This is a genomic window from Acidocella aquatica (genome assembly GCF_030160635.1).
GTDB classification, from domain to species: Bacteria; Pseudomonadota; Alphaproteobacteria; order Acetobacterales; family Acetobacteraceae; genus Acidocella; species Acidocella aquatica.
In genome coordinates this window covers 1-19744 of sequence record NZ_BSOS01000106.1, presented here as the reverse complement: position 1 = coordinate 19744, position 19744 = coordinate 1, and the positions used below count along the sequence as shown (strand labels likewise).

Annotated in this window: 19 protein-coding genes; 14 read left to right on the top strand and 5 right to left on the bottom strand. The window is 57.4% G+C overall.

Features of this window, described 5'->3' with window-relative positions:
- Positions 1-285 precede the first annotated feature (285 nt).
- From QQJ84_RS19555 to QQJ84_RS19030, 10 genes are all read left to right on the top strand, one after another.
- On the top strand, positions 286-564 hold the full coding sequence (locus tag QQJ84_RS19555) for a hypothetical protein (protein ID WP_408862250.1): 279 nt from the start codon (positions 286-288) through the stop codon (positions 562-564).
- Positions 485-871 (top strand): hypothetical protein, encoded by a 387-nt coding sequence (locus QQJ84_RS19070; protein WP_284259919.1) that lies wholly within the window; start codon positions 485-487, stop codon positions 869-871. The genes QQJ84_RS19555 and QQJ84_RS19070 overlap by 80 nt, the downstream gene beginning before the upstream one ends.
- 397 nt (positions 872-1268) lie before the next feature.
- Complete coding sequence (locus QQJ84_RS19065) at positions 1269-3290, top strand: oxidoreductase (RefSeq protein ID WP_284259918.1); 2022 nt, start codon at positions 1269-1271, stop codon at positions 3288-3290.
- A gap of 43 nt (positions 3291-3333) precedes the next feature.
- Complete coding sequence (locus QQJ84_RS19060) at positions 3334-4512, top strand: acyl-CoA dehydrogenase family protein (protein ID WP_284259917.1); 1179 nt, start codon at positions 3334-3336, stop codon at positions 4510-4512.
- 2 nt (positions 4513-4514) lie between these two features.
- A complete protein-coding gene (locus tag QQJ84_RS19055; RefSeq protein WP_284259916.1) occupies positions 4515-6071 on the top strand; it encodes an AMP-binding protein in 1557 nt (518 codons plus the stop codon).
- 74 nt (positions 6072-6145) lie between these two features.
- Positions 6146-6562 carry a Zn-ribbon domain-containing OB-fold protein gene (locus tag QQJ84_RS19050; protein WP_284259915.1) on the top strand — a complete coding sequence of 139 codons (417 nt, stop codon included), beginning with the start codon at positions 6146-6148 and terminating at the stop codon, positions 6560-6562.
- A gap of 111 nt (positions 6563-6673) precedes the next feature.
- The gene (locus QQJ84_RS19045) at positions 6674-7705 is read left to right on the top strand and encodes a thiolase C-terminal domain-containing protein (protein WP_284259914.1); all 1032 of its coding nucleotides are present in this window, start codon (positions 6674-6676) and stop codon (positions 7703-7705) included.
- Positions 7706-7853: 148 nt separating this feature from the next.
- Positions 7854-8855, top strand: coding sequence for a phosphotransferase family protein (locus QQJ84_RS19040; protein WP_284259913.1), 1002 nt, complete (start codon positions 7854-7856; stop codon positions 8853-8855).
- Entirely contained in the window at positions 8852-10021 is a 1170-nt protein-coding gene (locus QQJ84_RS19035) for a hypothetical protein (protein ID WP_284259912.1), read from the top strand. The genes QQJ84_RS19040 and QQJ84_RS19035 overlap by 4 nt, the downstream gene beginning before the upstream one ends.
- Before the next feature lie 59 nt (positions 10022-10080).
- Complete coding sequence (locus tag QQJ84_RS19030; protein ID WP_284259911.1) at positions 10081-11001, top strand: alpha/beta hydrolase; 921 nt, start codon at positions 10081-10083, stop codon at positions 10999-11001.
- A gap of 129 nt (positions 11002-11130) precedes the next feature.
- On the opposite strand, the gene QQJ84_RS19025 is transcribed toward QQJ84_RS19030, so the two are convergent.
- Both QQJ84_RS19025 and QQJ84_RS19020 read right to left on the bottom strand, forming a co-directional pair.
- Positions 11131-11400 (bottom strand): carboxymuconolactone decarboxylase family protein, encoded by a 270-nt coding sequence (locus QQJ84_RS19025; RefSeq protein ID WP_284259910.1) that lies wholly within the window; start codon positions 11398-11400, stop codon positions 11131-11133.
- Positions 11401-11409: 9 nt separating this feature from the next.
- Positions 11410-12207 carry an enoyl-CoA hydratase/isomerase family protein gene (locus QQJ84_RS19020; RefSeq protein WP_284259909.1) on the bottom strand — a complete coding sequence of 266 codons (798 nt, stop codon included), beginning with the start codon at positions 12205-12207 and terminating at the stop codon, positions 11410-11412.
- Between the two features lie 901 nt (positions 12208-13108).
- Here QQJ84_RS19020 and QQJ84_RS19015 point away from each other — a divergent pair.
- The 3 genes from QQJ84_RS19015 to QQJ84_RS19005 all read left to right on the top strand — a co-directional run bounded on the left by QQJ84_RS19015 (position 13109) and on the right by QQJ84_RS19005 (position 16984).
- Entirely contained in the window at positions 13109-14206 is a 1098-nt protein-coding gene (locus tag QQJ84_RS19015) for a WD40/YVTN/BNR-like repeat-containing protein (protein ID WP_284259908.1), read from the top strand.
- A 120-nt stretch (positions 14207-14326) separates the two neighbouring features.
- Complete coding sequence (locus QQJ84_RS19010; protein ID WP_284259921.1) at positions 14327-16708, top strand: efflux RND transporter permease subunit; 2382 nt, start codon at positions 14327-14329, stop codon at positions 16706-16708.
- A 99-nt stretch (positions 16709-16807) separates the two neighbouring features.
- Positions 16808-16984: a hypothetical protein gene (locus tag QQJ84_RS19005; protein WP_408862249.1), complete on the top strand. Its 177-nt coding sequence runs from the start codon at positions 16808-16810 to the stop codon at positions 16982-16984.
- A 100-nt stretch (positions 16985-17084) separates the two neighbouring features.
- Here the strand turns inward: QQJ84_RS19005 and QQJ84_RS19000 are convergent, their stop codons facing one another.
- The 3 genes from QQJ84_RS19000 to QQJ84_RS19550 all read right to left on the bottom strand — a co-directional run bounded on the left by QQJ84_RS19000 (position 17085) and on the right by QQJ84_RS19550 (position 18413).
- Positions 17085-17378: a hypothetical protein gene (locus tag QQJ84_RS19000; protein WP_284259907.1), complete on the bottom strand. Its 294-nt coding sequence runs from the start codon at positions 17376-17378 to the stop codon at positions 17085-17087.
- Positions 17378-18133, bottom strand: a complete 756-nt coding sequence (locus QQJ84_RS18995; RefSeq protein WP_284259906.1) for an ATP-binding protein — start codon at positions 18131-18133, stop codon at positions 17378-17380. Before QQJ84_RS18995 ends, QQJ84_RS19000 begins: the two co-directional genes overlap by 1 nt.
- Before the next feature lie 85 nt (positions 18134-18218).
- Positions 18219-18413, bottom strand: coding sequence for a ferredoxin (locus tag QQJ84_RS19550; protein ID WP_408862248.1), 195 nt, complete (start codon positions 18411-18413; stop codon positions 18219-18221).
- A 239-nt stretch (positions 18414-18652) separates the two neighbouring features.
- Between QQJ84_RS19550 and QQJ84_RS18990 the strand changes: the two genes are divergently transcribed.
- A complete protein-coding gene (locus QQJ84_RS18990) occupies positions 18653-19456 on the top strand; it encodes a helix-turn-helix domain-containing protein (protein WP_284259905.1) in 804 nt (267 codons plus the stop codon).
- Positions 19457-19744 lie beyond the last annotated feature (288 nt).

Here is a 19744-nt window from a genome sequence, read left to right as displayed (position 1 = left end):
ACCGACAGCCACACCCTGACGCAAAAGTCAAAGCTAAATCACAGGGCCGCGGGGCATCGCTTACGATACGCTGAACCATTTCTATTCCTACTCGTTCCGCATGGAGCCGAATTGGAACCATTATTTTACCCGGGGCGAGGACATCCAGTCCTACATCAAGACGTGCTACGCCGAGATGGGTATTGCCGATCACATCCGCTTTGAGGAGGAAGTGATTTCGACGGTCTGGGATAAGACGGCCGGTGGGTCATCAGCATCCGGCGCAAGGATGGCTCGAAGTATGAGGTGCGGGCGAATGTGGTGATCAGTGCCGCTGGCCTGCTCAACATTCCGGCCTATCCCGATATTCCGGGGATAAGGGATTTCAATGGCCTGATGTTCCAAGGCGCGCGCTGGGATCACAGCGTCGATGTCACCGGTAAGACTGTCGCCGTGATCGGCATGGGTGCCAGTGGCATGCAGATCGCTCCCGCTTGCGGACAAGGTGGGCCACCTCACCGTGTTCCAGTGCTCGCCGCACTGGGTCCGCCCGAATCCGCTGATTTCCAAGACCGTACCGGATGATGTGAAGTGGGGCCTTGCCAACATTCCGTTCTACAACAAATGGTATCGCTTCCTGCTCCTCTGGACGACGTCGGACGGCCTGCTACCACAAATGCGTAAGGATCCAAACTTGCACGAGAAGGGCTCGCTCGATGGCGAGAACCAGCGCATCCGCGAATGGCTCATCGGCAATATGCGTGAACAACTCGAAGGCAATGAAGAGCTGCTGGCAAAAGTTACCCTGGCATTTCCGCCTTATGGCAACCGCATGCTGCGTGACATGGTATGCATTTCTGCATCGGTGCGCATCTGGCGCGTATGGAAGTGACCGAGGCTGTACGCACGTTCTTGGCGCGTATGCCGAAGTTCAGCTTTGACATGGATAAGGCGGTGCGCCCGGCGTCAAGCTTCCAATGGAGCTGGAATGTGCTTCCGTGGTGATTGGCTAATTGCCCAAATCTTGTTAACGCTGGTGAGAGAACGATAGGCGACCGCTATATCGCCTGCGCGATGGATTTCGGTGTGCGCGCGTTCATCTAGTGTTCTCAAAGCCCCCCGTCATATAGGCGGCAATCTCTTATGTGCTTGACGATGTGCCAAACGCTGCCGCGATTCATCGCGCCGACGGATGATTGGGCGTTTGGCTTGATCTTAGGCGAGGCTTGCATGACCATTGGGTTGCCATAAATTGCGCGCGCGAGCGCTCTAAACTCTTGAGGATTACATTGACCGACTCTTTGCTCCAACCGTTTTCGACCGCACGGCTGACTTTCAAGAACCGGATGGTGCACGCACCGACGACGATGAATATGTCCGACGAGCGGGGCTATATTACGCGGCAGGCGGTGGGCGCCTATGAGGCGCTGGCGGCCGGCGGTTATGGCGCAGTGTGTGTGGGTGCGACCTGTGTGCGCTGGGACGGGCTCATCAACGAGCGGATGTTCGGTATCTACGATGACACATATATCATCAGCCATCGCGAGTTGGTAGAGGTTATCCATAATAATGGTTCGCTGGCGGGGATTCAGCTCTTCTACGGCGGCCTGATCCCCGGCGTCGGCGCGACCTTCCCGATCGAGCCGGGCAAAGGTTGGATCCCGGGCACCGTCTCCTGGGGGCCGTCCGGCAAGTACCCGATCGGCAATTCGCAGCCAGGCATTGTGCCGACGGAGGTCTATGAGGAACTGGTTGAGGAATTTGCACAGGCGGGCCGGCGCGCGAAAGAAGCAGGCTACGATTATATTTCCTATCATTTCTGCCACGGATCGCTGCCTCACGTAACGCTGTCGCTGCTCGAGAATAGAGGTCGCAACGATGCGTATTCAGATCGGCTCCTGTTCTGCGAGCAGATATTGCAACGTACTCAGGAATTATGCGGCAAGGATTTCCCACTTATCCCGCGCATGTGCTGCGACGAGAATTACGAGGATGGCTATGATGTCGATTATTTCGTCGAACATTATGCACCGCGCCTCCACGCGCTTGGCATCGACGCGATAGACTGCACCTTCGGCTCCATGCTGCCGGCCAAGAGCCGGGATCCTGAGTTGTCGTCGGGCGAAGTGATCGGCGGCGGGTTCTATGTCCCCAATATGGTAGCTCTGCCGTTTATCAAACGGCTGCGCGCCGGGCTCAAGGCAAAGGGTATCGATATGCCGTTGATGGGGTCGTGTAACGTCAACACGCCGGCGCAGATGCGCCAGATGATCCAGGAGGGTGCTGCGGATTTTCTCGCCTCTTGCCGCCAGTCGCTCGACGACCCCGATTTCCCGCGGAAGATTGCCGAGGGCCGCGAACATGAGATTCGCAAGTCCACGCGCACAGGCGCCTCGCTGATGACCGGAAACATTTTTGCCAAGGGCATCGCCGGCTCAGCGCAGAACGCTGCTTTCGGCCGTAACCGCGACTATGCGCTGCAAAAGACCCTGGCGCCTCAAAAGGTTGCAGTCATTGGCGGCGGTTCTGGTGGCATGGAGTTTGCCATCACCGCGCATGAGATCGGCCATGACGTGACAATCTACGAAGCCGGCGACCAACTGGGCGGTGTGATGGCCTGGGCGGGCAACTACAAGAATTTGCCGAATATGGAGCAGATTGCCTACCAGCCTGACTGGCACAAATTGATGGTCGCGAAATACGGCATTACCGTCCGGCTGGGTCAGGTCGTGACCGCCGAGCAGCTAATATTCGAGAAGCCCGATCTCGTCGTGGTGGCAACCGGCGCCAGGCCCGCGCTGCCGAGCATCGAGGGTCTGGACGCGGCGATGCAGCATGGCTTCGCGATGACCATCGATGATGTGCTGGGGAGGGGGAAGACACTGGCCGCCGGTCAGCTCATTGTGATCTACGGTTCTGGCGAAGGCATCGAACTTGCGCTGGACCTGGTCCGCTCGGGCTATCAGGTGCGGTTGCTCGATGCCAACCCTGCCTTCATGCCTGCCGGATATATCGGCTCGCGCGCGAAGACGGTGCTGCGCTGGGCAGACCAGGCGGGCCTGGTGCTGGAACAGGGCATCAAGCTTATCAGCGTCGCCGATGGTTCGGTGGAGGCTCGCCATACTGACGGTCGCAAGGAAAATATTGCATGCGGTGCCCTTGTGCTTGCGCCCGGCCGGGTTGCCTATGATCCGCTTTCGCGTGCGTTGCTGGGCAGCAGGCTCAGGGTGCAGGTGGTGGGCGATGCGCGCACGCCACGATCCTACGGCAATGCGATTCACGAGGCCGCATATCTGGCGCGCCATATTTAAAGGCGACTAGGTCTGAGGCGTCGATAATAGAAGAGGGGATAACATGGATTGGTTGACGGACGAGCAACGCGCGTTGCGTGACATGGCGGCGATTTTTGCACAGAAAGAAATCGAGCCGATTGCCAACCAGATCGACCTCGACGAACATACACCGGACTCGCTGGTTGCCAAGGCTGCCGAGCTCGGGCTGTATGGTCTCTATACGTCGCCGGAATATGGCGGTTCGGGCGCGGATCTTGTTTCGGTCTGTCTTGTGAGCGAGGAGTTGGCGAAGGCGAGCCCCTCCTTTGCCGGTATGCTGACCGTGCAGATGGTTCTTTGCCCAAAGGCGGTCGAGATCCTCGGCACGGAGGAGCAGAAACAGCGTATTCTTCCGAAGAATTCCTCCGGCGAGCGGTTGATGGCTTATTCGCAGAGTGAGCCCGGCGGGGCTGCCAATATCGCCACTCATTTGACCAAGATCCTGCCTGACGGCAATGGCTACCGCATTGACGGTTCCAAACTGTATTGTACCCAGGGGACTGCCGGAACCTATCTGGTCATGGGTAAGTCGCGCGATCGCAACGGTAATGAGGGCTATGGCTGCGCCATCGTCGAGCGCGAGGACGAGGGTTTCCGGGTTGAGCCTTATGAGACGAAGCTTGGATGGCGTGGTACCAATACCGGGCCAATTTCGTTCAATAGTGTCTTCCTCATAGAGGACGACATATTGGGCAATCTGCTGACCGGCGGCTTCTCGCACCGGGCGGCGAACCATGCAAATCTGTTCGCTCATGTCGCCACCTCGGTCGGTTGCGCGCAGGGGCTGTTCGACAAGACCATTGACTACGTGAAGCAGCGCAGGCTGTACAACAAGGACATGGCGGAACTGCAGCCGATCGGCTACTGGCTGGCCGAGGCCCACGCCAAGATCACCGCGTGCCGGGATTTACTCTACACCGCTGTCCGCGAATTTGAAGCCGGCACCATGGCGCCCGAGAAACCAAATATCTGTAAGGCGTTCATCGGCGAGACGGCGTTTGATGTCTGCGTGAAGCTGCTGCAGATGTGGGGTGGCAGCGGCATCATGAACTCGACCGGGGTGAACCGTTACATGCGCGATGCTCGGGCCAAATGCGTGGCCGAGGGTGCGACGGAAATGCATTATGCGATCATCGCGAACCAGTTGCTACATGGTCAGCCGACGCTGGTGCCCAAGAATATCGTCAAGTCGGCGACGTGAGCATGATCGACGAAATTGTTCGCCAGCCTGTCACGACGATGGACATGATCGCGCAGGCGCTGTCCATCGACACTGGCCGGCTGGTTGTGACCGGCGCAGCTGGCGAAAAACTGACCGCCGGCGGGTTCGCTGCAGAGATCACCCGCTATCAGCAATATTTTGAAGGCCTTGAGCCGAAGCCCCGGCGGGCGGCGATTCTCGCGCGCAACCGGATCGAAGTGCTGTACGTGGCGAACGGCCTGAACTTCGCCGGGATCGTCAATACCGCGCTGCATCCGATGGGTGCTGTCGATGATTACCTTTATGTCCTGGAAGATGCAGGCATCGACACGCTGGTCTTTGATGCAGACTACTACGAGGACATGGCGGCCGCGCTGAAGGAGCGTGCACCTGGTCTCCGGCATCTGCTCGCGCTTGGGGAGAGTAAACTGGGCCGGCCCATGGCCGACGAGGTCGCCGGCATCGCCCCGCGCCCGCTGGTTGCGCCGTATTGTGATCCCGAATCGCTGTTTCGAATTGCTTATTCCGGTGGGACCACCGGTAAGCCCAAAGGCATCATGACGATGCACCGGACGGCAACGACATCGGCGATCATCCAGCTGGTGAGTTGGGAGTGGCCAAAAGAGGTGCGCCACCTGATCTGCGCGCCGCTTAGCCATTCAGGAGCGGCCGTGCTCACTTCGGTACTGGTCAAGGGCGGTTCTATGATTGTGCTGCCGGGTTTCGATCCGGTTGGCGTGATGCAGGCGATTGAGCAGCATCGTATCACCTCGGTGCTGATGGTGCCCACAATGGTGATCGCGCTGATCGACCATTCCCGATTTGGCGAGTTCGACCTCTCCAGCCTGGAAGTCATTTTTTACGGCGCATCGGCGTTTTCTCCCACCCGGCTGAAGCAGGCGATCGAGAAACTGGGGCCGATCTTCTTCCAGTTTTACGGTCAGTCCGAGGCGCCGATGTCGGTAACTGTCATGCGCCGTGACGAGCATGATGTGAACGATCCGCTGCGGCTCGCGAGCTGCGGCCGGCCGACGCAGCTCATGCGGGTCGCGCTGCTCGATGATGCGATGAATGAGGTCGCGGACGGCGATCCAGGCGAGATCTGTGTGCGTGGTCCGCTGTTGATGGGCGGCTACCTGAATATGCCGGAGGAAACGGCCAAGGTGGTTGAGGGCGGCTGGCTGCACACGGGCGATGTCGCCGTGCGCAGCCCCGACGGCTTCCTGCGCATTGTCGATCGCAAGAAGGATATGATCGTCACGGGCGGCTTTAACGTGTTCGCGCGTGAAGTTGAGGATGTGCTGGCCGAGCATCCGCTGGTACGCCAGTCTGCCGTGATCGGCGTGCCTGACCCGAAATGGGGCGAGGCTGTTAAGGCAGTGGTGGTGTTGCAGCCGGGGGCAATACTTGATCCCGAAATCCTGATTGCCATGGTGCGAGAGCGGAAAGGCTCGGTTCAGGCGCCGAAATCGGTTGAATTCGTTGATTCCATTCCGTTATCGACGGTGGGCAAGCCGGATAAGAAAGCTTTGCGCCTGCGGTATGCGCCGAAGAATTAAACCGAAAAAATAGCGCTGCAGGCAAGTGATGTTGAGCGGGACGAGATGCACGGACAAGCGAGAGGGAAGAAAAAATGCGAAGTGCGCGGCCATTGCCAACCCCTGAGACACAGAATTTCTGGGATGGCTGCCGGGCGGGCGAGCTTCGTCTACAGCGCTGCCGCGCGTGTCATCAGGTCTATTTTCCGCCTCGGCCGTTTTGCCCGCATTGCACTAGCCGGGACCTGGACGCTTTTACCGCGAGCGGCCGTGCAACGCTTTACTCGTATATCATCAATCATCGCCCGCGGCCGGATATGGGCACCGAGCCACATTCGATAGCCGTGGTTACCCTGGAAGAAGGACCGCGCATGATGACCAACATCATTGGCTGTCCGCAGACGCCTGAGGCGCTGCAGTTGGACATGGAATTGCAGGTGGTATTCGAGGTACAAAATGAAACCATAACGCTGCCGTTCTTTAAGCCGCTCTCTCATGAAGCGGAGGTCTGAGCGGTGAAATCGAAGTCAATTGCTGTTGTCGGCGCCGCCGAAACGACGCGCATGGGGGTGGTCCCCGAACTCTCCAATCTCGGCCTTAACCTCGATGCGGCTCTGAATGCGATGGCCGATGCGGGGTTGATACCGAAGGACATCGATGGCGTTGCGACCGCGGGTGAGCATCCGTGGTCAGTGGCGGCTTCGCTTGGCATTACCCCGAAATGGGTGGACGGCACCAATGTCGGTGGATGTTCCTACATGTTGCATGTGCGGCATGCGGCAGCGGCAATCGCAGCTGGTTATTGTACCACTGTGCTTATCACACATGGCGAGTCCGGCCGTTCGCAGGTGGCGCCGGCGCGCTATGCGGAAAACCCGGCGAGCCTGTTCGGCCAGTTTGAAGCGCCTTACGGCCTGGGCGTGCCAGTGACTCAGGTGACGCTGCCGGCGATGCGCTACCTGAAGGAAACAGGGACGACGGAAGAAGATTTGGCTCTTCTTGCGGTGATCCAGCGCGAATGGGCGTTGAAGAATCCCCGCGCCCAAACGAAGGTTCCCATCACCGTGGATGAGGTCCTCGGCTCGCCGATGATCTGCTATCCGTTTCGTAGGCTGCTTTGCTGCCTGGTGACCGATGGCGGCGGCGCATTGATCCTTACCAGTGCCGAGCGAGCCAAGGATTTTCCAACCAAGCCGGTTTACATCATGGGCACCGGTGAAGGTGTGGAGCATCCGATCGTCAGCATGATGCACGATTTCACCACCTCGCGCGCCTTCCGGTTATCGGGTGAAGCAGCTTTTGGATCGGCTGGCATAACTCATACGGATGTGGATCATCTCATGCTTTATGATCCGTTCGCGCATGTGCCGTTCTACGCCTTGGAGGATCTTGGCTTCTGCAAACGCGGCGAGGCCAAGTATTTTTACCGCGAACGCCGTGCCGCGATCGGAGGCGCATTGCCGGTCAACACCAATGGGGGCGGCCTTTCCTATCAGCATTCCGGAATGTATGGGATGTTTGCCTTGCAGGAGAGCGTACGGCAGATGCGCGGCGCCGCTGCGGCCCAGATCGAGGGGGCAAAGATTTCAGTTTGCCATGGAATCGGCAGCATGTTCAGCGCGGCGGGTACAATTATTTTTACTAACGAAGCATGATTGCTGCAGGTATTTGCAAATCTTTGAAATTGCGCACCGGATGGTGTGATTTAGGGGGCGACTTGGCCGGGAGTGAGCTTTTTAAAACCATAGCGCGAAGCGACGTGCGAAAATTTGCTGCGGCGTGGCGCGGACCGGGAGCGTTGCAATGACGGATCTTACGCAGGTCTTTGAGACGCTGCGCCGCACCCTGCCCGGCGGTGAACAGATCACGGCGGTTTCCCCAATCACAACAGGTTTCTCCAACGAAACATATATTATACAGGGCCTCGATCTTATCCTCCGCCTCCCACCTTCCGGCGGAGCCATGCTCGAAGGCCATGATGTAACTACCCAGGCCCGTATTTATGAGGAGTTGGGGGGCCGTGCAGGTGCGCCTCCGGTTCCGCGCATTGTGATGAACTGCGCCGACCCCTCAGTCCTGGGCGTTCCGTTTTTTGTCATGGAGCGCGTCGAGGGCGCATCAATTGATGACCTGAAGATGCCGCCTTGGTTTGTCGACGGCACCGATGGTTTGCGTCATCAGGTTTGCCGTAATTGGGTTTCGGCCTTTGCCGCGCTCTCAAAGTTGGCACCGTTAGACATTCTGGGGCTGGTCGTGACCCCTGAAGATGATGCACGCATGTGGCGTGAATTTGCCAAAACGGCTGGCTGTCCCGCGCTTGTCACCCTGTTTGACCGCCTGCTTACCGTTGCCGCCCCGCGCAGCGGTCCGCCCGCGATCATCCATGGCGATACCAAGCTGTCGAATCTGATGTGGAAGGACGGCCACGTCACGGCAGTGCTCGACTGGGAGCTGGCGCTCAACGGCGAGCCGCTCGCGAATCTCGGTTACTTGCTCTACGCGTTCGAAAGCGAATACCATGCCGCTACCCGTGGGCCAAAGCTGTCTGGCATGTTGTCGCGCGATGAGGTCATTGCGTTGTGGTCGGACGTCTCGGGCCGCTCGGCGGAGGGGATTTTCTGGCACGAAACAGCGCAAATTGGTAAGCTCGCGGCCATCATCGCCGAAGCCGCGAACATGTACGAAACCGGACGCAGCGTCGATCCGAAGCTTATCATCTTCAAGCAAAGCCTCACCTATTATCTCGGGGTCATGGAGGCCATGCTCAGCAGCGGCCAGTTCCCGGACTCGAAAGGACGGATATGATCCCGACAATCGCACCACTTACTGCGTCAGACGAACAGTTTAATCATCAGATCGTCAACACCCATGCGGCTGTCGGCACAGCGGACCGTGCCTGGACCGAGAAGGCCTGGTTCACGCTGATGCGCAAGGATGGCCAGATGCAGGCCAATTTTGGACTTGGTAAATATACCAATCGCAACATCATCGACGGTTTTGCCGGCATCCAACGCGGTAGGCAGCAACGCACCGTTCGCGCCAGCCGGGTGCTCACGTCACGCATTGAGGACATGTCCGTCGGCCCGCTCGGCTATGAGGTGCTGGAGCCGTTCAAGGCGATCCGCCTGACCCTCGCAGAAAACGCCGCACAGCCGATCCATTTTGAGTTGACGTTTCACGCCACCATGCCCGCCTTCTTTGAAAAGCGCGATACTGTCATCCACGGCGGTCGCACGGCGTCCGATGTTATCCGGTACCATCAGGCGGGCACAGTTTCCGGCTGGATCGAGATCGACGGCGAACGGATCACCGTGAATCCGGACGAGTGGTACGCCTTCCGCGACCGCAGCTGGGGCATCCGTGAACATGTCGGCCTCGATCCAGCTGACCTTGTCCCCAGCAGCGTTGGCGCCACCAGCAGCAATAAGGCAGGCTCGGCCTTCCACTTCAACTGGCTGGTATCGAAGATCGACCGGCCGGATGGCACCAGCTACGACCTTGCCTATTACTTCCGCGATTTCGGCGGTGGTGGTGAGTTGGAATTCTTTAGCGGCTATATCAATGAAAGCGATGGGCGGCAGATCCCGATCCTCCATCTTTATCCCGAGATGGATTACCGCCAGTCGGACAGGGGCGCGATGCGCGGACGGATCACCGCTCTGCTGGCGGGCAAGGGCGCATCGATGGTGAAGCGAGTATTCGAGGTGGAAGCCATTAATCCCGAGATGGGCTTCCGGCTGCTGCCGGGAATGTATGGCGCCTGGAAGGGGCAGATCCACGGTAGTTACAAGAGTGAAAATTTTCTCGACGGTGAGTGCGTCGATGACGTTAATAACCCTGAGAAACTGGCGGAGAGTTATCGCTGGCAGATCCGAGATCGTCCGGTTCGCATCCGCGAGGGTGAAAACACGGGGTATGGCGACATGGAAAGCATCATCCTGGGCGATTATCCGGGCGTGCGGATCGTCTAATCATGCAGGTGTATTTTGCCCCGCCCGCGAACAGCCCATGGTCCCGATAGGAAAAACGAGTGGAAATTTCGAAGGTTTCGGCGGAGCTCCAGAGCGCTGTCCGCAAATTGCCGCCAATGCCGTTGGCCAGCTGGTGGGGCAGGAGGTTAATCCAGGCGCTTCTCGGCATGGTGCCGGCGGCGCATGTTGAGGGCGTGAAGCTACGGCGCGTTGATGACGCGGGCGCGGGGCTACGAATTCATGTGCCGGATGTTCGCCGCTCAGCCGGCGCCCTGCTCTGGATACATGGCGGCGGATTTCTGATCGGCCGGCCCAAGCAGGATGACCTTTTCTGTGCGATGACGGCCAAGCTGGTTGACATTCCGGTGATCGCCGCGGGATACCGGCTCGCGCCGCGGTTTCCGTTTCCTGCCGCCCTGGATGATTGTTACACCGCTTGGCTATGGTTGCAGGAGAACGCGGCAAGCCTGGGGGTTGATCCGCATTCGGTTATCATCGGCGACCAAAGTGCTGGCGGTGCGCTGGCGGCTAGTCTCGTACAGCGCGTATGTGATGCAGGTGGTATCGGCGCAAAGGCGCAATGGCTGTTTTGCCCAGCATTGGATGATCGTACTGCCGCACGGCGGGAGCTTGATGGTCTCGAGCATTTTGTTTGGGCTAATCGCAATAACGCGTTTGGCTGGCGTTCGTATGTGTCCACAGAGCCCGGTACGCCCATTATCCCACCCTATGCTGCGGCGGCGCGGCGGGAGGATATGCACGGCCTGCCAGCGGCCTGGATCGGTGTTGGCGAGATCGACCTGTTCCACGACGAAGATCTCGACTATGCGCGACGGTTGCGGGAGGCTGACGTTGCCGTAACGATGGTTACCGTTCCCGGCGCGCCACATGGATTTGAGGCCTGGGCGCCGAAAACGGAGATCGCGTGCAATTTCATAAGCGGCGCGCGGCAATGGCTTATGGAAACGGTGCAAGGTTAGAGCCGCAGCGCCGAAGGCAGCAGCCGTTTAAGGGCAGTCATCCGCCGCTGCTGCCTGTAGCTCATTCAAGATAAGCTCGAACTCGCCGGCCTTGGGGAAACCTTGGAACACCGCGATTTGCAGAACGAATTAGCGCAGTTCAGCCATGGTTATGTCTCCACTATCCACCGCCGCTTTGGCATAAACCCGCATGGGTGTGGCAGCCCCTGCAGCAGCCACGCAGGCGAGGGTGATCCAGCGCCGTGAGCGCCGGTCTAGTCCCGGGCGGCTCCAGGTTTCGGCAAAGACGAAGTTCTGCGCCGCCTCCGCAAATGGCGTCGCAGGCATTGCCGGTGCTTCAAAGCCCAGGATGGCGTTGAAAGTTTCACGCCCCAGCGCCGCTCGGTTGCTATCGCTCATTTTTGTGGATCAGTCTTTTTTGCCGATGCTGCCGACATGCTGCTTCATACCACTGAGATAGTCGGGTGCCAGCATCAGCGCGCTATTGGCCATGCGCTCCACATGCCGGCCCATTTCCGGTCCGAGATCATATGCCATTTCGATGGCGATCTTGGCGGTTCCCATCTGCTCGCCGCTATTGCCGGCCAAATGGCGGCAGAACGCCAAGGCGCGTTCCTGAAACCCCTCATCGGGCCAGACTTCATGGACCAGGCCCATAATGAGCGCCTTATTAGCATCGGCGATGAAATTGCCCATGATCAGATAGCGTGCCCAATGTGTGCCGACGATGCGGGTAAGGCGGCTGACGCCATTGGAGGCAGGCAAAACGCCGAACTTGCCTTCGGGAAAACTATAGCGCGCACTCTCGGCTGCAAGCCGAAAATCGCAGGAGAGTGACATTTCCAGTCCGCCTCCGACACAGGTACCCTGATGGGCGACAACAATTGGTTTTTCGATATGCTCCATCTCGTCGTAGATGCGGTGCATGCCATGAAGCGTGAGCCTGTGCATTTCCCGTATGCCAGAGCCCGTGGCGGGAGGGGCGCCTGGCGCGTTCTCGCGCAGGTCGGCGCCGGCGGAAAAATAACGGCCGGAAGCGCGTATCAGCATCACTTTTAGCGCGCGGGTATCACGGAAGCGATGCAATGCCGCGTCGAACGTCGCAAGCGTTTCGCTGCTAAGCGCGTTCAGCTTTTCCGGACGGTTGAGACTGGCGATGAGGATGGCGCCATCCTCTTCAATGAGCATGTGTGGCGCTTCGTTCATGATACTCTCTTTCGGGGCATGGGGTACGAGGAGGATTAATTTCGCGATTGGCGTCTACGTTGCGGCGCACATCGCTGGCTGTGCCCTGCGTGCGGCGGTAGGACGTGCCGATATAAGCTGCCGTGGCGGCATTGGTAAAGAGCAGCGTTGGTGCCACAAGCTTGTCAAGCCCGGTGCATCCTGGGCATGACGAACCGCCTGGACAGCCAGCACGACGAAACAAAGCCAGAACCGGACCATCCGATCAACCAGCCAACGAGGAAATCGTCCTGGCGATAGCATTCAGAAAATGCGCGATAAGGTTTCTGCTTCATGCCGAGCTGGCGGCTTTATCGCGATCAGGGCAGGTGCGCCCAGCAGAGCGATGGAGTCTGTCGATTGCCGCTTGATCTGCTTTTACGCGAAGGCATCATGCCGAGTAAGGCTGTGTTGAACGTAACTTTGGCCAGTCTTGAAGAGCTTTCGCATTCCTGGCTCATGCGCAGTTAAGCCTATGAAAAGAATGGATTGTATGGGGAGATTGCCGGTCGCTGCGTTGCGTTTCGCGGCTGGGACTCGCAGGCGAGACTTTGAAAGCAGGCAACAGGGAAGCGTCCAATCGGCGGCTGAGAGAAATCGTTCGCAGCGGCGGTGCTATTGATCAGAATGCCTTTTTGACGGGAGTTGAAGCTGGCGGCCACGCACATGATTGTGCCTGAAAAAGTTCACGTAGCACGGACAAAATACCTACTTAAAATCGATATCGCAATGTAAATGAATAGTACGGCGGCTCTGATATATTGTCAGCGCTCCGATAATGGGGCATCTAGGAGCCGATGCGGCGGCTGGCCGAACACGACTGCGAGGAACGTCACGTCGGATGCACGCCGAAAGATCAGTTCGAACGGAAACCCAGAATATAATGCTCCATCGCCGCGAAATGCTATTGTCGATACTCGGTGGCTCTCTAGCCGCGGCGTTTGCGGGACCTCCGGCTCAGGCCTTCCCAGCCTATCCACAGATATCTCTTCCGGCCATCCCGATTCGTAACCTCACCGGGTTCGATGCTGTGGCCGGGGCGAGCGCTGCGTCACGTTTGCTTGTGGGCGGCGAGCACGGCGTCATCGTGTATTCTGATGATGCCGCGAAGACCTGGCATCAGGCTGATGTGCCAGCGAGCGTGACGATTACGAACATTGCGTTCGTCACGCCAGAAGTTGGTTGGGCCACCGGCAGTCTGGGCGTCGTTCTGCGCACACAGGATGGCGGGAAGACCTGGGTCAAGCAGCTTGATGGGCTCGAAGAGATCGACCTCATGAACACGGCGACGCAGGTCTACGTCGCCTCCCAGCCTGCCGGCTCGGATCAGGCTGTGCGTGCCACGCGCCGCGCCCAGATCCTGACGCAGAGTGGGCCGGACAAGCCGATGCTCGCCGTGTTGCCGATCAGCACGAGCAAAGTCCTGATTTTCGGTTCCTACAGGTTTGCAGATTACAGCACCGATGGCGGCAAAAGCTGGACTGATTGGAGTTTGCATATTGGCGATCCAATGAGCCATAATATTTATGATGCCGCCGCAATCGGAGGCGCCTATTATGTTGTTGGGGAGGAGGGGCTGATCTTCCGTTCAACTGATGGGGGACAGAGTTTTCCACAGCTCGCTCAAGTTGGAATGGCCACCTTGTTCGGGATCACTGATGTCGGAGGTGGCGCCATTCTGGTTTACGGTGTTTCGGGGAGTGCCTACCTCAGCGCGGATGCGGGTAAAACCTGGAATCCGTGCAAGTTCGCTGGAACGGATAACATTAATGCCGTGGTGCGTCTCGCTTCAGGGCCGCTTGTGGCGGGGGATTCCGGCGGAGGCCTTTGGGTGAGTAAGGATAACGGCCAGAGTTTCAGCCTTGTGATGCGTAATCCACTGATGTCGGTCAACGCTTTGCAACCCATCGATGGCCCGCGTTTCCTCCTGCTTTCCATGGCCGGGATCATTCCTCTCGATCTTTCTTCATTCCCAGCCTAATTTGTGCCGACCGTGTTTTCGATGCTTCTTCAGTGTCACTTTATGTTGAGTTTCTAAGTAGAAACAATCCGATCCGGTGTGATCCGGACGAATCAGAGGATGTAGCCCAAGTTGAATAAGATGAATGTCGCGCCCGTCATCGCTGACCTGAACGATTTTGACAAAAATTCAGGCTCTATTCTCGAGCGCATCCTGTTCAATAATCGTTCGGCGATCATGCTGTTTTGCGCTGTGCTCACGATCTTCTTCGGCACTGAGGCATTCAAAGTCCATCTTTCAGCTAATTATTCGCAGATGATCCCGGTGCATCAGCCCTATATCGTCAACTACCTCAAACACTATGACGACCTGGCGAACTCTTCGGATGCGATCCAGATTGCGGTGGTGGCGAATCAGGGGACCATCCTGAATGCGCATTACCTGAAAGTTCTACAAGAAATTAATGATCAGGTGTACCTGTTGCCGGGCGTTAATCGCCCTTACATGCAATCGCTCTGGAGTCCGCAGACCTCCTGGCAACAAATAACGCCCGATGGCCTCGCGGGCGGTTCGGTCATCGACATGACGTATGACGGTTCACCGGCGGCTCTTCAGACTGTAGCGACCCATATTCAGAACTCCGGTACGATTGGCCAGCTGGTTGGCCTCGACTTCAAGTCAAGTATGGTTTATGTGCCGTTGCTGCTGAAAATTGGCCAGAAACAGCCGGTTAATTATGGGATATTGGCCCGCCAATTCGATCAAATCCGGGACAAATATGCCACTCAGGGTGTGACTTTGCACATCATCGGGTTCGCCATGGTGGTTGGCGACATGATCGACAGCATTGATAAGATTCTAGCCTTTTTTCTGGTTTCGATCGTCATAACGGCCTGTGCGCTTTTCTGGTACACCCACTGCATCCGCTCGACCGCTCTGGTTGTCATCGCATCGCTTACTGCCGTTGTCTGGCAGATGGGACTGCTCACGCTTCTCGGGCTCGATCTTACCCCCTACTCTGTGCTGGTGCCGTTCCTCGTCTTCGCGATTGGTATGAGCCATGGCGCACAAAAGATGAATGGCGTGATGCAGGATATCGGCCGTGGGACGCATCGCCTGGTCGCCGCGCGCTACACATTCCGCCGTTTATTCCTAGCTGGTTTCGCGGCGCTCATGTGCGATGCCACGAGCTTTGCTGTGCTCATGGTGATCCGCATTGGCGCAATTCAGCAATTGGCGACAATAGCGACCATCGGTGTAGCACTGCTGGTAATTACCAATTTGATCCTTATTCCGATCACGCTTAGCTATATTGGCGTTAATCCAAAGGCGGCCTTGCGTAGCTTACGCACCGGGGCAGGTGTTTCAAATAAGCGAAGTCCCGTTTGGGCATTTCTTGATTTGTTCACGCGCCGTCGCGTTGCTGGGTTCGCTATATTTGGAGCGTTTTTGATCGCTGTTTTTGGTTACAGTGTCGGACGGCATGTCCAAATTGGCGACTTGCAACCGGGCGCTCCTGAGTTGCGGCAGGATTCGCAATACAACAAGGACAATGCGTTCATTATCAAACACTATGCGGTTGGCAGTGATGTGTTGGTTGTCATGGACGACACGGCGTCGAATCACTGCCTCGACTATCCGACACTCTCGGTCATGGACCGCCTGGAATGGCAATTGCGGCAAATGCCACAGGTGACATCCACCAGTTCGATCGCAGACTTCGAAGCCTACGTGGCGGCGGGACTGACGGAAGGGGCCCCGAAATGGGTCGGGTTGGAGCCTGATAATGACCTGCTCTATCAGACGGTGGAATTCCTGCCACGCCGGCTGGCGAATTTCGGCTGTTCGTTTGATCCGATTTATATTTCACTTACCGACCATAAGGCGGAAACGCTTACAGCCGTTGTTGACGCGGCACATAAATTCATCGTTGATCCCGCCAATCAATCGCCGAACTTCAAACTATCGCTGCTTGGCGGTAATGCCGGCATTGCAGCAGCAACCAACATCGTCGTTGCCCAGGCCAACAACATCATGCTGGTGCTGATCTATGCTGTGGTTATGATATTCTGTTTTATAACCTTCAAGTCGTGGCGCGTCGTGCTTTGCGCGGTCATTCCGCTTGTTATCACCTCGATCCTTGCGCAGGCCCTGATGGTGTGGCTCAATATAGGCATCAAAGTCGCGACGCTTCCGGTCTCGGCACTTGGCGTTGGTATTGGCGTTGATTACGCACTATATGTGCTCAGCATCTTGTTGAGTTTCCTGCGCCGCGGACTGCCACTCTCGGAAGCTTATTACTTGACGCTGATGTCTACAGGCAAAGTTGTGCTCTTGACGGGCTTTACTCTGGCCGTTGGCGTGAGCACCTGGATTTTTGCACCAATCAAGTTTCAGTCTGATATGGGCTTGCTCCTTGCATTCATGTTTCTCTGGAACATGATTGGGGCAATGGTTCTTTTGCCGGCCCTCGCGAGCTTCCTGTTGCCCCCCCGTTTGTTCCGGCCCCAGCCGCTGCGCTGAGAGGGTGCCGCTAGGGCAGTTGTAGATTGCCCTAGGAGCCTGTCCTGGTAACGGCTGATTTTGCTCGACAAAGGGTTAGCGGCATGATTCTGTTTGCGTATGAGCAAAGTGTTTCGTCCGTGGAAGACCGATGAGGTCTGGTTGCTTCCTCCCTCGGTGGTGGACTTTGTTCCAGCCGGTCATCCGGCTCACCTGGTCCGCGATTTGGTTAGTGAAGAGCTTGATCTTTCTGCGATCATGGGGGCCTACACCGGGGTGAAGGGCTATCCGTGTTAGCGCCGGTCACGATCCGTAGATATTTGCCGGTGTTGGGTTCGGACGGACGTGATTTAAACGGCGGCTGAACCGGCGTTTTTTCTGGCTTGATTGTAGTTTGTTAGAACGGCAGGTCGTCGTCGTTGATTTGGAACGGTTCCGCGGTATGGCTTTGTTGCTGTTGGCGGATCAAGTCCTGCAGTTCGTTGTGGTAGATTGACCAGATCCGGTCGTGCAACGCGTCGACCATTTCGAAGACGGCGAGCGCCTCTTCGGGGGTCCAGTAGGTGGGGATCTCAATGGCGAGGATGAGCGGTCGGCCCTGGCTATGAGATCGTGTGGTTGGTCGGGTCGACTGGGTTGCAGCGGTCTGGGGATTATGCCGCCGCCGCCTTTTCCTTTTGTCTTTGGCCATTATTTTCCTCCGCGGCGTTGTTTTTCCCGCTGTTCGGCGCGCTCCATGGCCTCTTTGACGCGATAGGATTCGCCGTCGATGGCGACGATTTCGGCATTGTGCATGAGCCGGTCGACCATGGAGACGACGCAGGCGGCATTCGGGAAGACGTCGCGCCATTCGGCGAAGGGCCGGTTGGTGGTGACCACGGTGCTTCTTTGTTCGTAACGCCGGCTGATCAGTTCGAAGAGTAGATCGGCGTGCCGATTTGAGTAGGACAGGTAGCCGACCTCATCGATCAGCAGCAACGCGGGTGCGGCGTAGTGCCGCAAGCGGCGGCGCAGGGCGGAATCACTGTCCAGTGCCGCGAGTTCGCCGAGCAACTGTCCGGCGCTGGTGAACAGCACGGTGTGGCCGTGAACGAGTGCATGATGGGCAAGATTGCGGGCCAACGTCGATTTGCCTACGCCGTTCGGACCGACCAACAGCGCATTGGTGGCGTCCTTGAGAAAGTCGAGCGTCATCAAAGCTTCGAAGGTTGTGCGATCGCAACGCTTCGGCCAGTTCCAGTCAAAGTCGCAGACTGGTTTAAAGCGGCCAATCCTGGCGTCCCTGACGCGGCGCTCCAGGCGATCCCCAGGGCCGATCAGCCCAGCCACATAGGCAGGGCACATCCGCCGGCGCGTGCTATATCCAAGCGCATCCAAAAACGGTTCAAGCCAGCGCTCAATCTCGTCGGTCCAATCCAATCGCGGGCGCGCCATGGTCAGCCTCATCAATGCCGACCACCCATGAATCAGTCAAAAGCCGATTCGGGAAGCCTAAAAATAACCGAAGTCAATAAAATATACCAAAGTAGTGCTAGTCCTCGATAATCACTATGATTCGCTCGGGGCAAGCTTTTGCGCCTCTGCGGGCGGCTTCTTCCCCTCCGGGAGGTACGATAAACCCTTCGATGGCAATGTAGCCCTCGTCATCGAGCGGATATAGATGCTCCGACACGGCATGGCACCGGGCGTTACCGACACACTGGGCCTTCTCGATACGGACTTTCATAGTCACAAAACCTCAATTTAAGGGCAGATGATTTTCTGCCCGGATGATCTCGGCTGCATTAGAGCCCGGTGACGGGCACCAATCAATCGGACGTCCAGGAAATCGCCCTGGCGATCTAGGCCCAAAAGGCCAACGCCATCCAGCTCACATTAAAAAGAGAGATAGTATCATTTTTTTATTGACGCCGTGCCGCTCTCGGGTACATGAATTAGTCCAGACTAAAAAAGGGGAGAAACGGCATGGCCACAGCGCTTGAACCGAATAAGACGAAAATTGCAAAACGCGTGATCGAAGTTTTTGAATTTTTCAATGAAACCAGCCGAAAAGCAACGGTTATGGATATTGTTCGACGGTATGGACGGCCACAATCCAGCACGTCTGAATTGCTGTCGAGCCTCGTCGAAATGGGGTTGCTCTATAAGGACTCGCGGTCCCGCTATTATTCACCGACCCCCCGCCTAGCGGCGTTAGGGACATCTGCTCAGCCGGGAATTATCCGCGACGGGCGTTTGTTCGCCTTAATGGATCGCTTGGCGCGTACCACGCGCAACAGCGTTGCTCTGTTCGGCATGGTTGGGACCTACGTGCAGGTCTTCCATTTTTCTTCTGGAGCCGACCCTATGGTGGGCAACATTGACTATGGCGCGTCGGAGCAGCTGTCGGCGAGTACTGCGGGACAACTCTTGCTCTCAACTCTACCTCCGGACCAGGCTGGCCGAATGCTCTGGCGATTAAACGCCGAGGCGCCGGCAGAATCGAAATTCAAGCAAGCTGAGATCCGTGCAAATGTCTCGCTGTTTCGTCGGCAGGGACATGCCGTGGGGCCTGCTGGCTTCGCTCCGGGGCTCAACGTGGTAACGACGTTGCTTCCGCGCTTTGGAGCCGAACGGGCGCTGGCCCTCGGCGTCTTGTATCAGGCGACGTCACCTCTCGAAACCGTTCCGCTGATTGAGGCGATGCGCGAAGGTATTGCCCAGTGCACGACTAACGCTGGCATGGATTATCGGGGGCCTGTTCAGGCCCAGTTCATGATGGCGGGTTAGGACGGACAAATAGTTGCCGCGCACGGCATGTTGCCAATAAAAGCGGAGCGCCTTTCTCCCTAAAGCAAAGGCTTGGCTTACATACAGAAAACGCTGATCGCCATCGTGGGAAGACGGGCACGTCGGTGCCATCTGTTGATCTATAGCCGAAGGAAAAGTCTGTTGTGTCTACGATGATTGTCACTAAGCGCGACGGGGAAACCCTGGCACTTACCGCTAGCGTTACAGTTGCATTTTTGATTTAAAGTGTGCCTTTTGCGCGATTGCTTGATGAGTTCGTCGCCAAAG

Excerpts from the sequence above, each read along its gene's own strand:
- QQJ84_RS19055 (WP_284259916.1), top strand. The coding sequence starts at position 4,515 with ATGATCGACGAAATTGTTCGCCAGCCTGTCACGACGATGGACATGATC.
- QQJ84_RS18995 (WP_284259906.1), bottom strand. The coding sequence starts at position 18,133 with ATGAGGCTGACCATGGCGCGCCCGCGATTGGATTGGACCGACGAGATT.
- QQJ84_RS19035 (WP_284259912.1), top strand. The coding sequence starts at position 8,852 with ATGATCCCGACAATCGCACCACTTACTGCGTCAGACGAACAGTTTAAT.
- QQJ84_RS19060 (WP_284259917.1), top strand. The coding sequence starts at position 3,334 with ATGGATTGGTTGACGGACGAGCAACGCGCGTTGCGTGACATGGCGGCG.
- QQJ84_RS19025 (WP_284259910.1), bottom strand. The coding sequence starts at position 11,400 with ATGAGCGATAGCAACCGAGCGGCGCTGGGGCGTGAAACTTTCAACGCC.
- QQJ84_RS19550 (WP_408862248.1), bottom strand. The coding sequence starts at position 18,413 with ATGAAAGTCCGTATCGAGAAGGCCCAGTGTGTCGGTAACGCCCGGTGC.
- QQJ84_RS19045 (WP_284259914.1), top strand. The coding sequence starts at position 6,674 with ATGGCCGATGCGGGGTTGATACCGAAGGACATCGATGGCGTTGCGACC.
- QQJ84_RS18990 (WP_284259905.1), top strand. The coding sequence starts at position 18,653 with ATGGCCACAGCGCTTGAACCGAATAAGACGAAAATTGCAAAACGCGTG.
- QQJ84_RS19050 (WP_284259915.1), top strand. The coding sequence starts at position 6,146 with ATGCGAAGTGCGCGGCCATTGCCAACCCCTGAGACACAGAATTTCTGG.
- QQJ84_RS19015 (WP_284259908.1), top strand. The coding sequence starts at position 13,109 with ATGCTCCATCGCCGCGAAATGCTATTGTCGATACTCGGTGGCTCTCTA.
- QQJ84_RS19020 (WP_284259909.1), bottom strand. The coding sequence starts at position 12,207 with ATGAACGAAGCGCCACACATGCTCATTGAAGAGGATGGCGCCATCCTC.
- QQJ84_RS19005 (WP_408862249.1), top strand. The coding sequence starts at position 16,808 with ATGAGCAAAGTGTTTCGTCCGTGGAAGACCGATGAGGTCTGGTTGCTT.
- QQJ84_RS19040 (WP_284259913.1), top strand. The coding sequence starts at position 7,854 with ATGACGGATCTTACGCAGGTCTTTGAGACGCTGCGCCGCACCCTGCCC.
- QQJ84_RS19010 (WP_284259921.1), top strand. The coding sequence starts at position 14,327 with ATGAATGTCGCGCCCGTCATCGCTGACCTGAACGATTTTGACAAAAAT.
- QQJ84_RS19000 (WP_284259907.1), bottom strand. The coding sequence starts at position 17,378 with ATGGCCAAAGACAAAAGGAAAAGGCGGCGGCGGCATAATCCCCAGACC.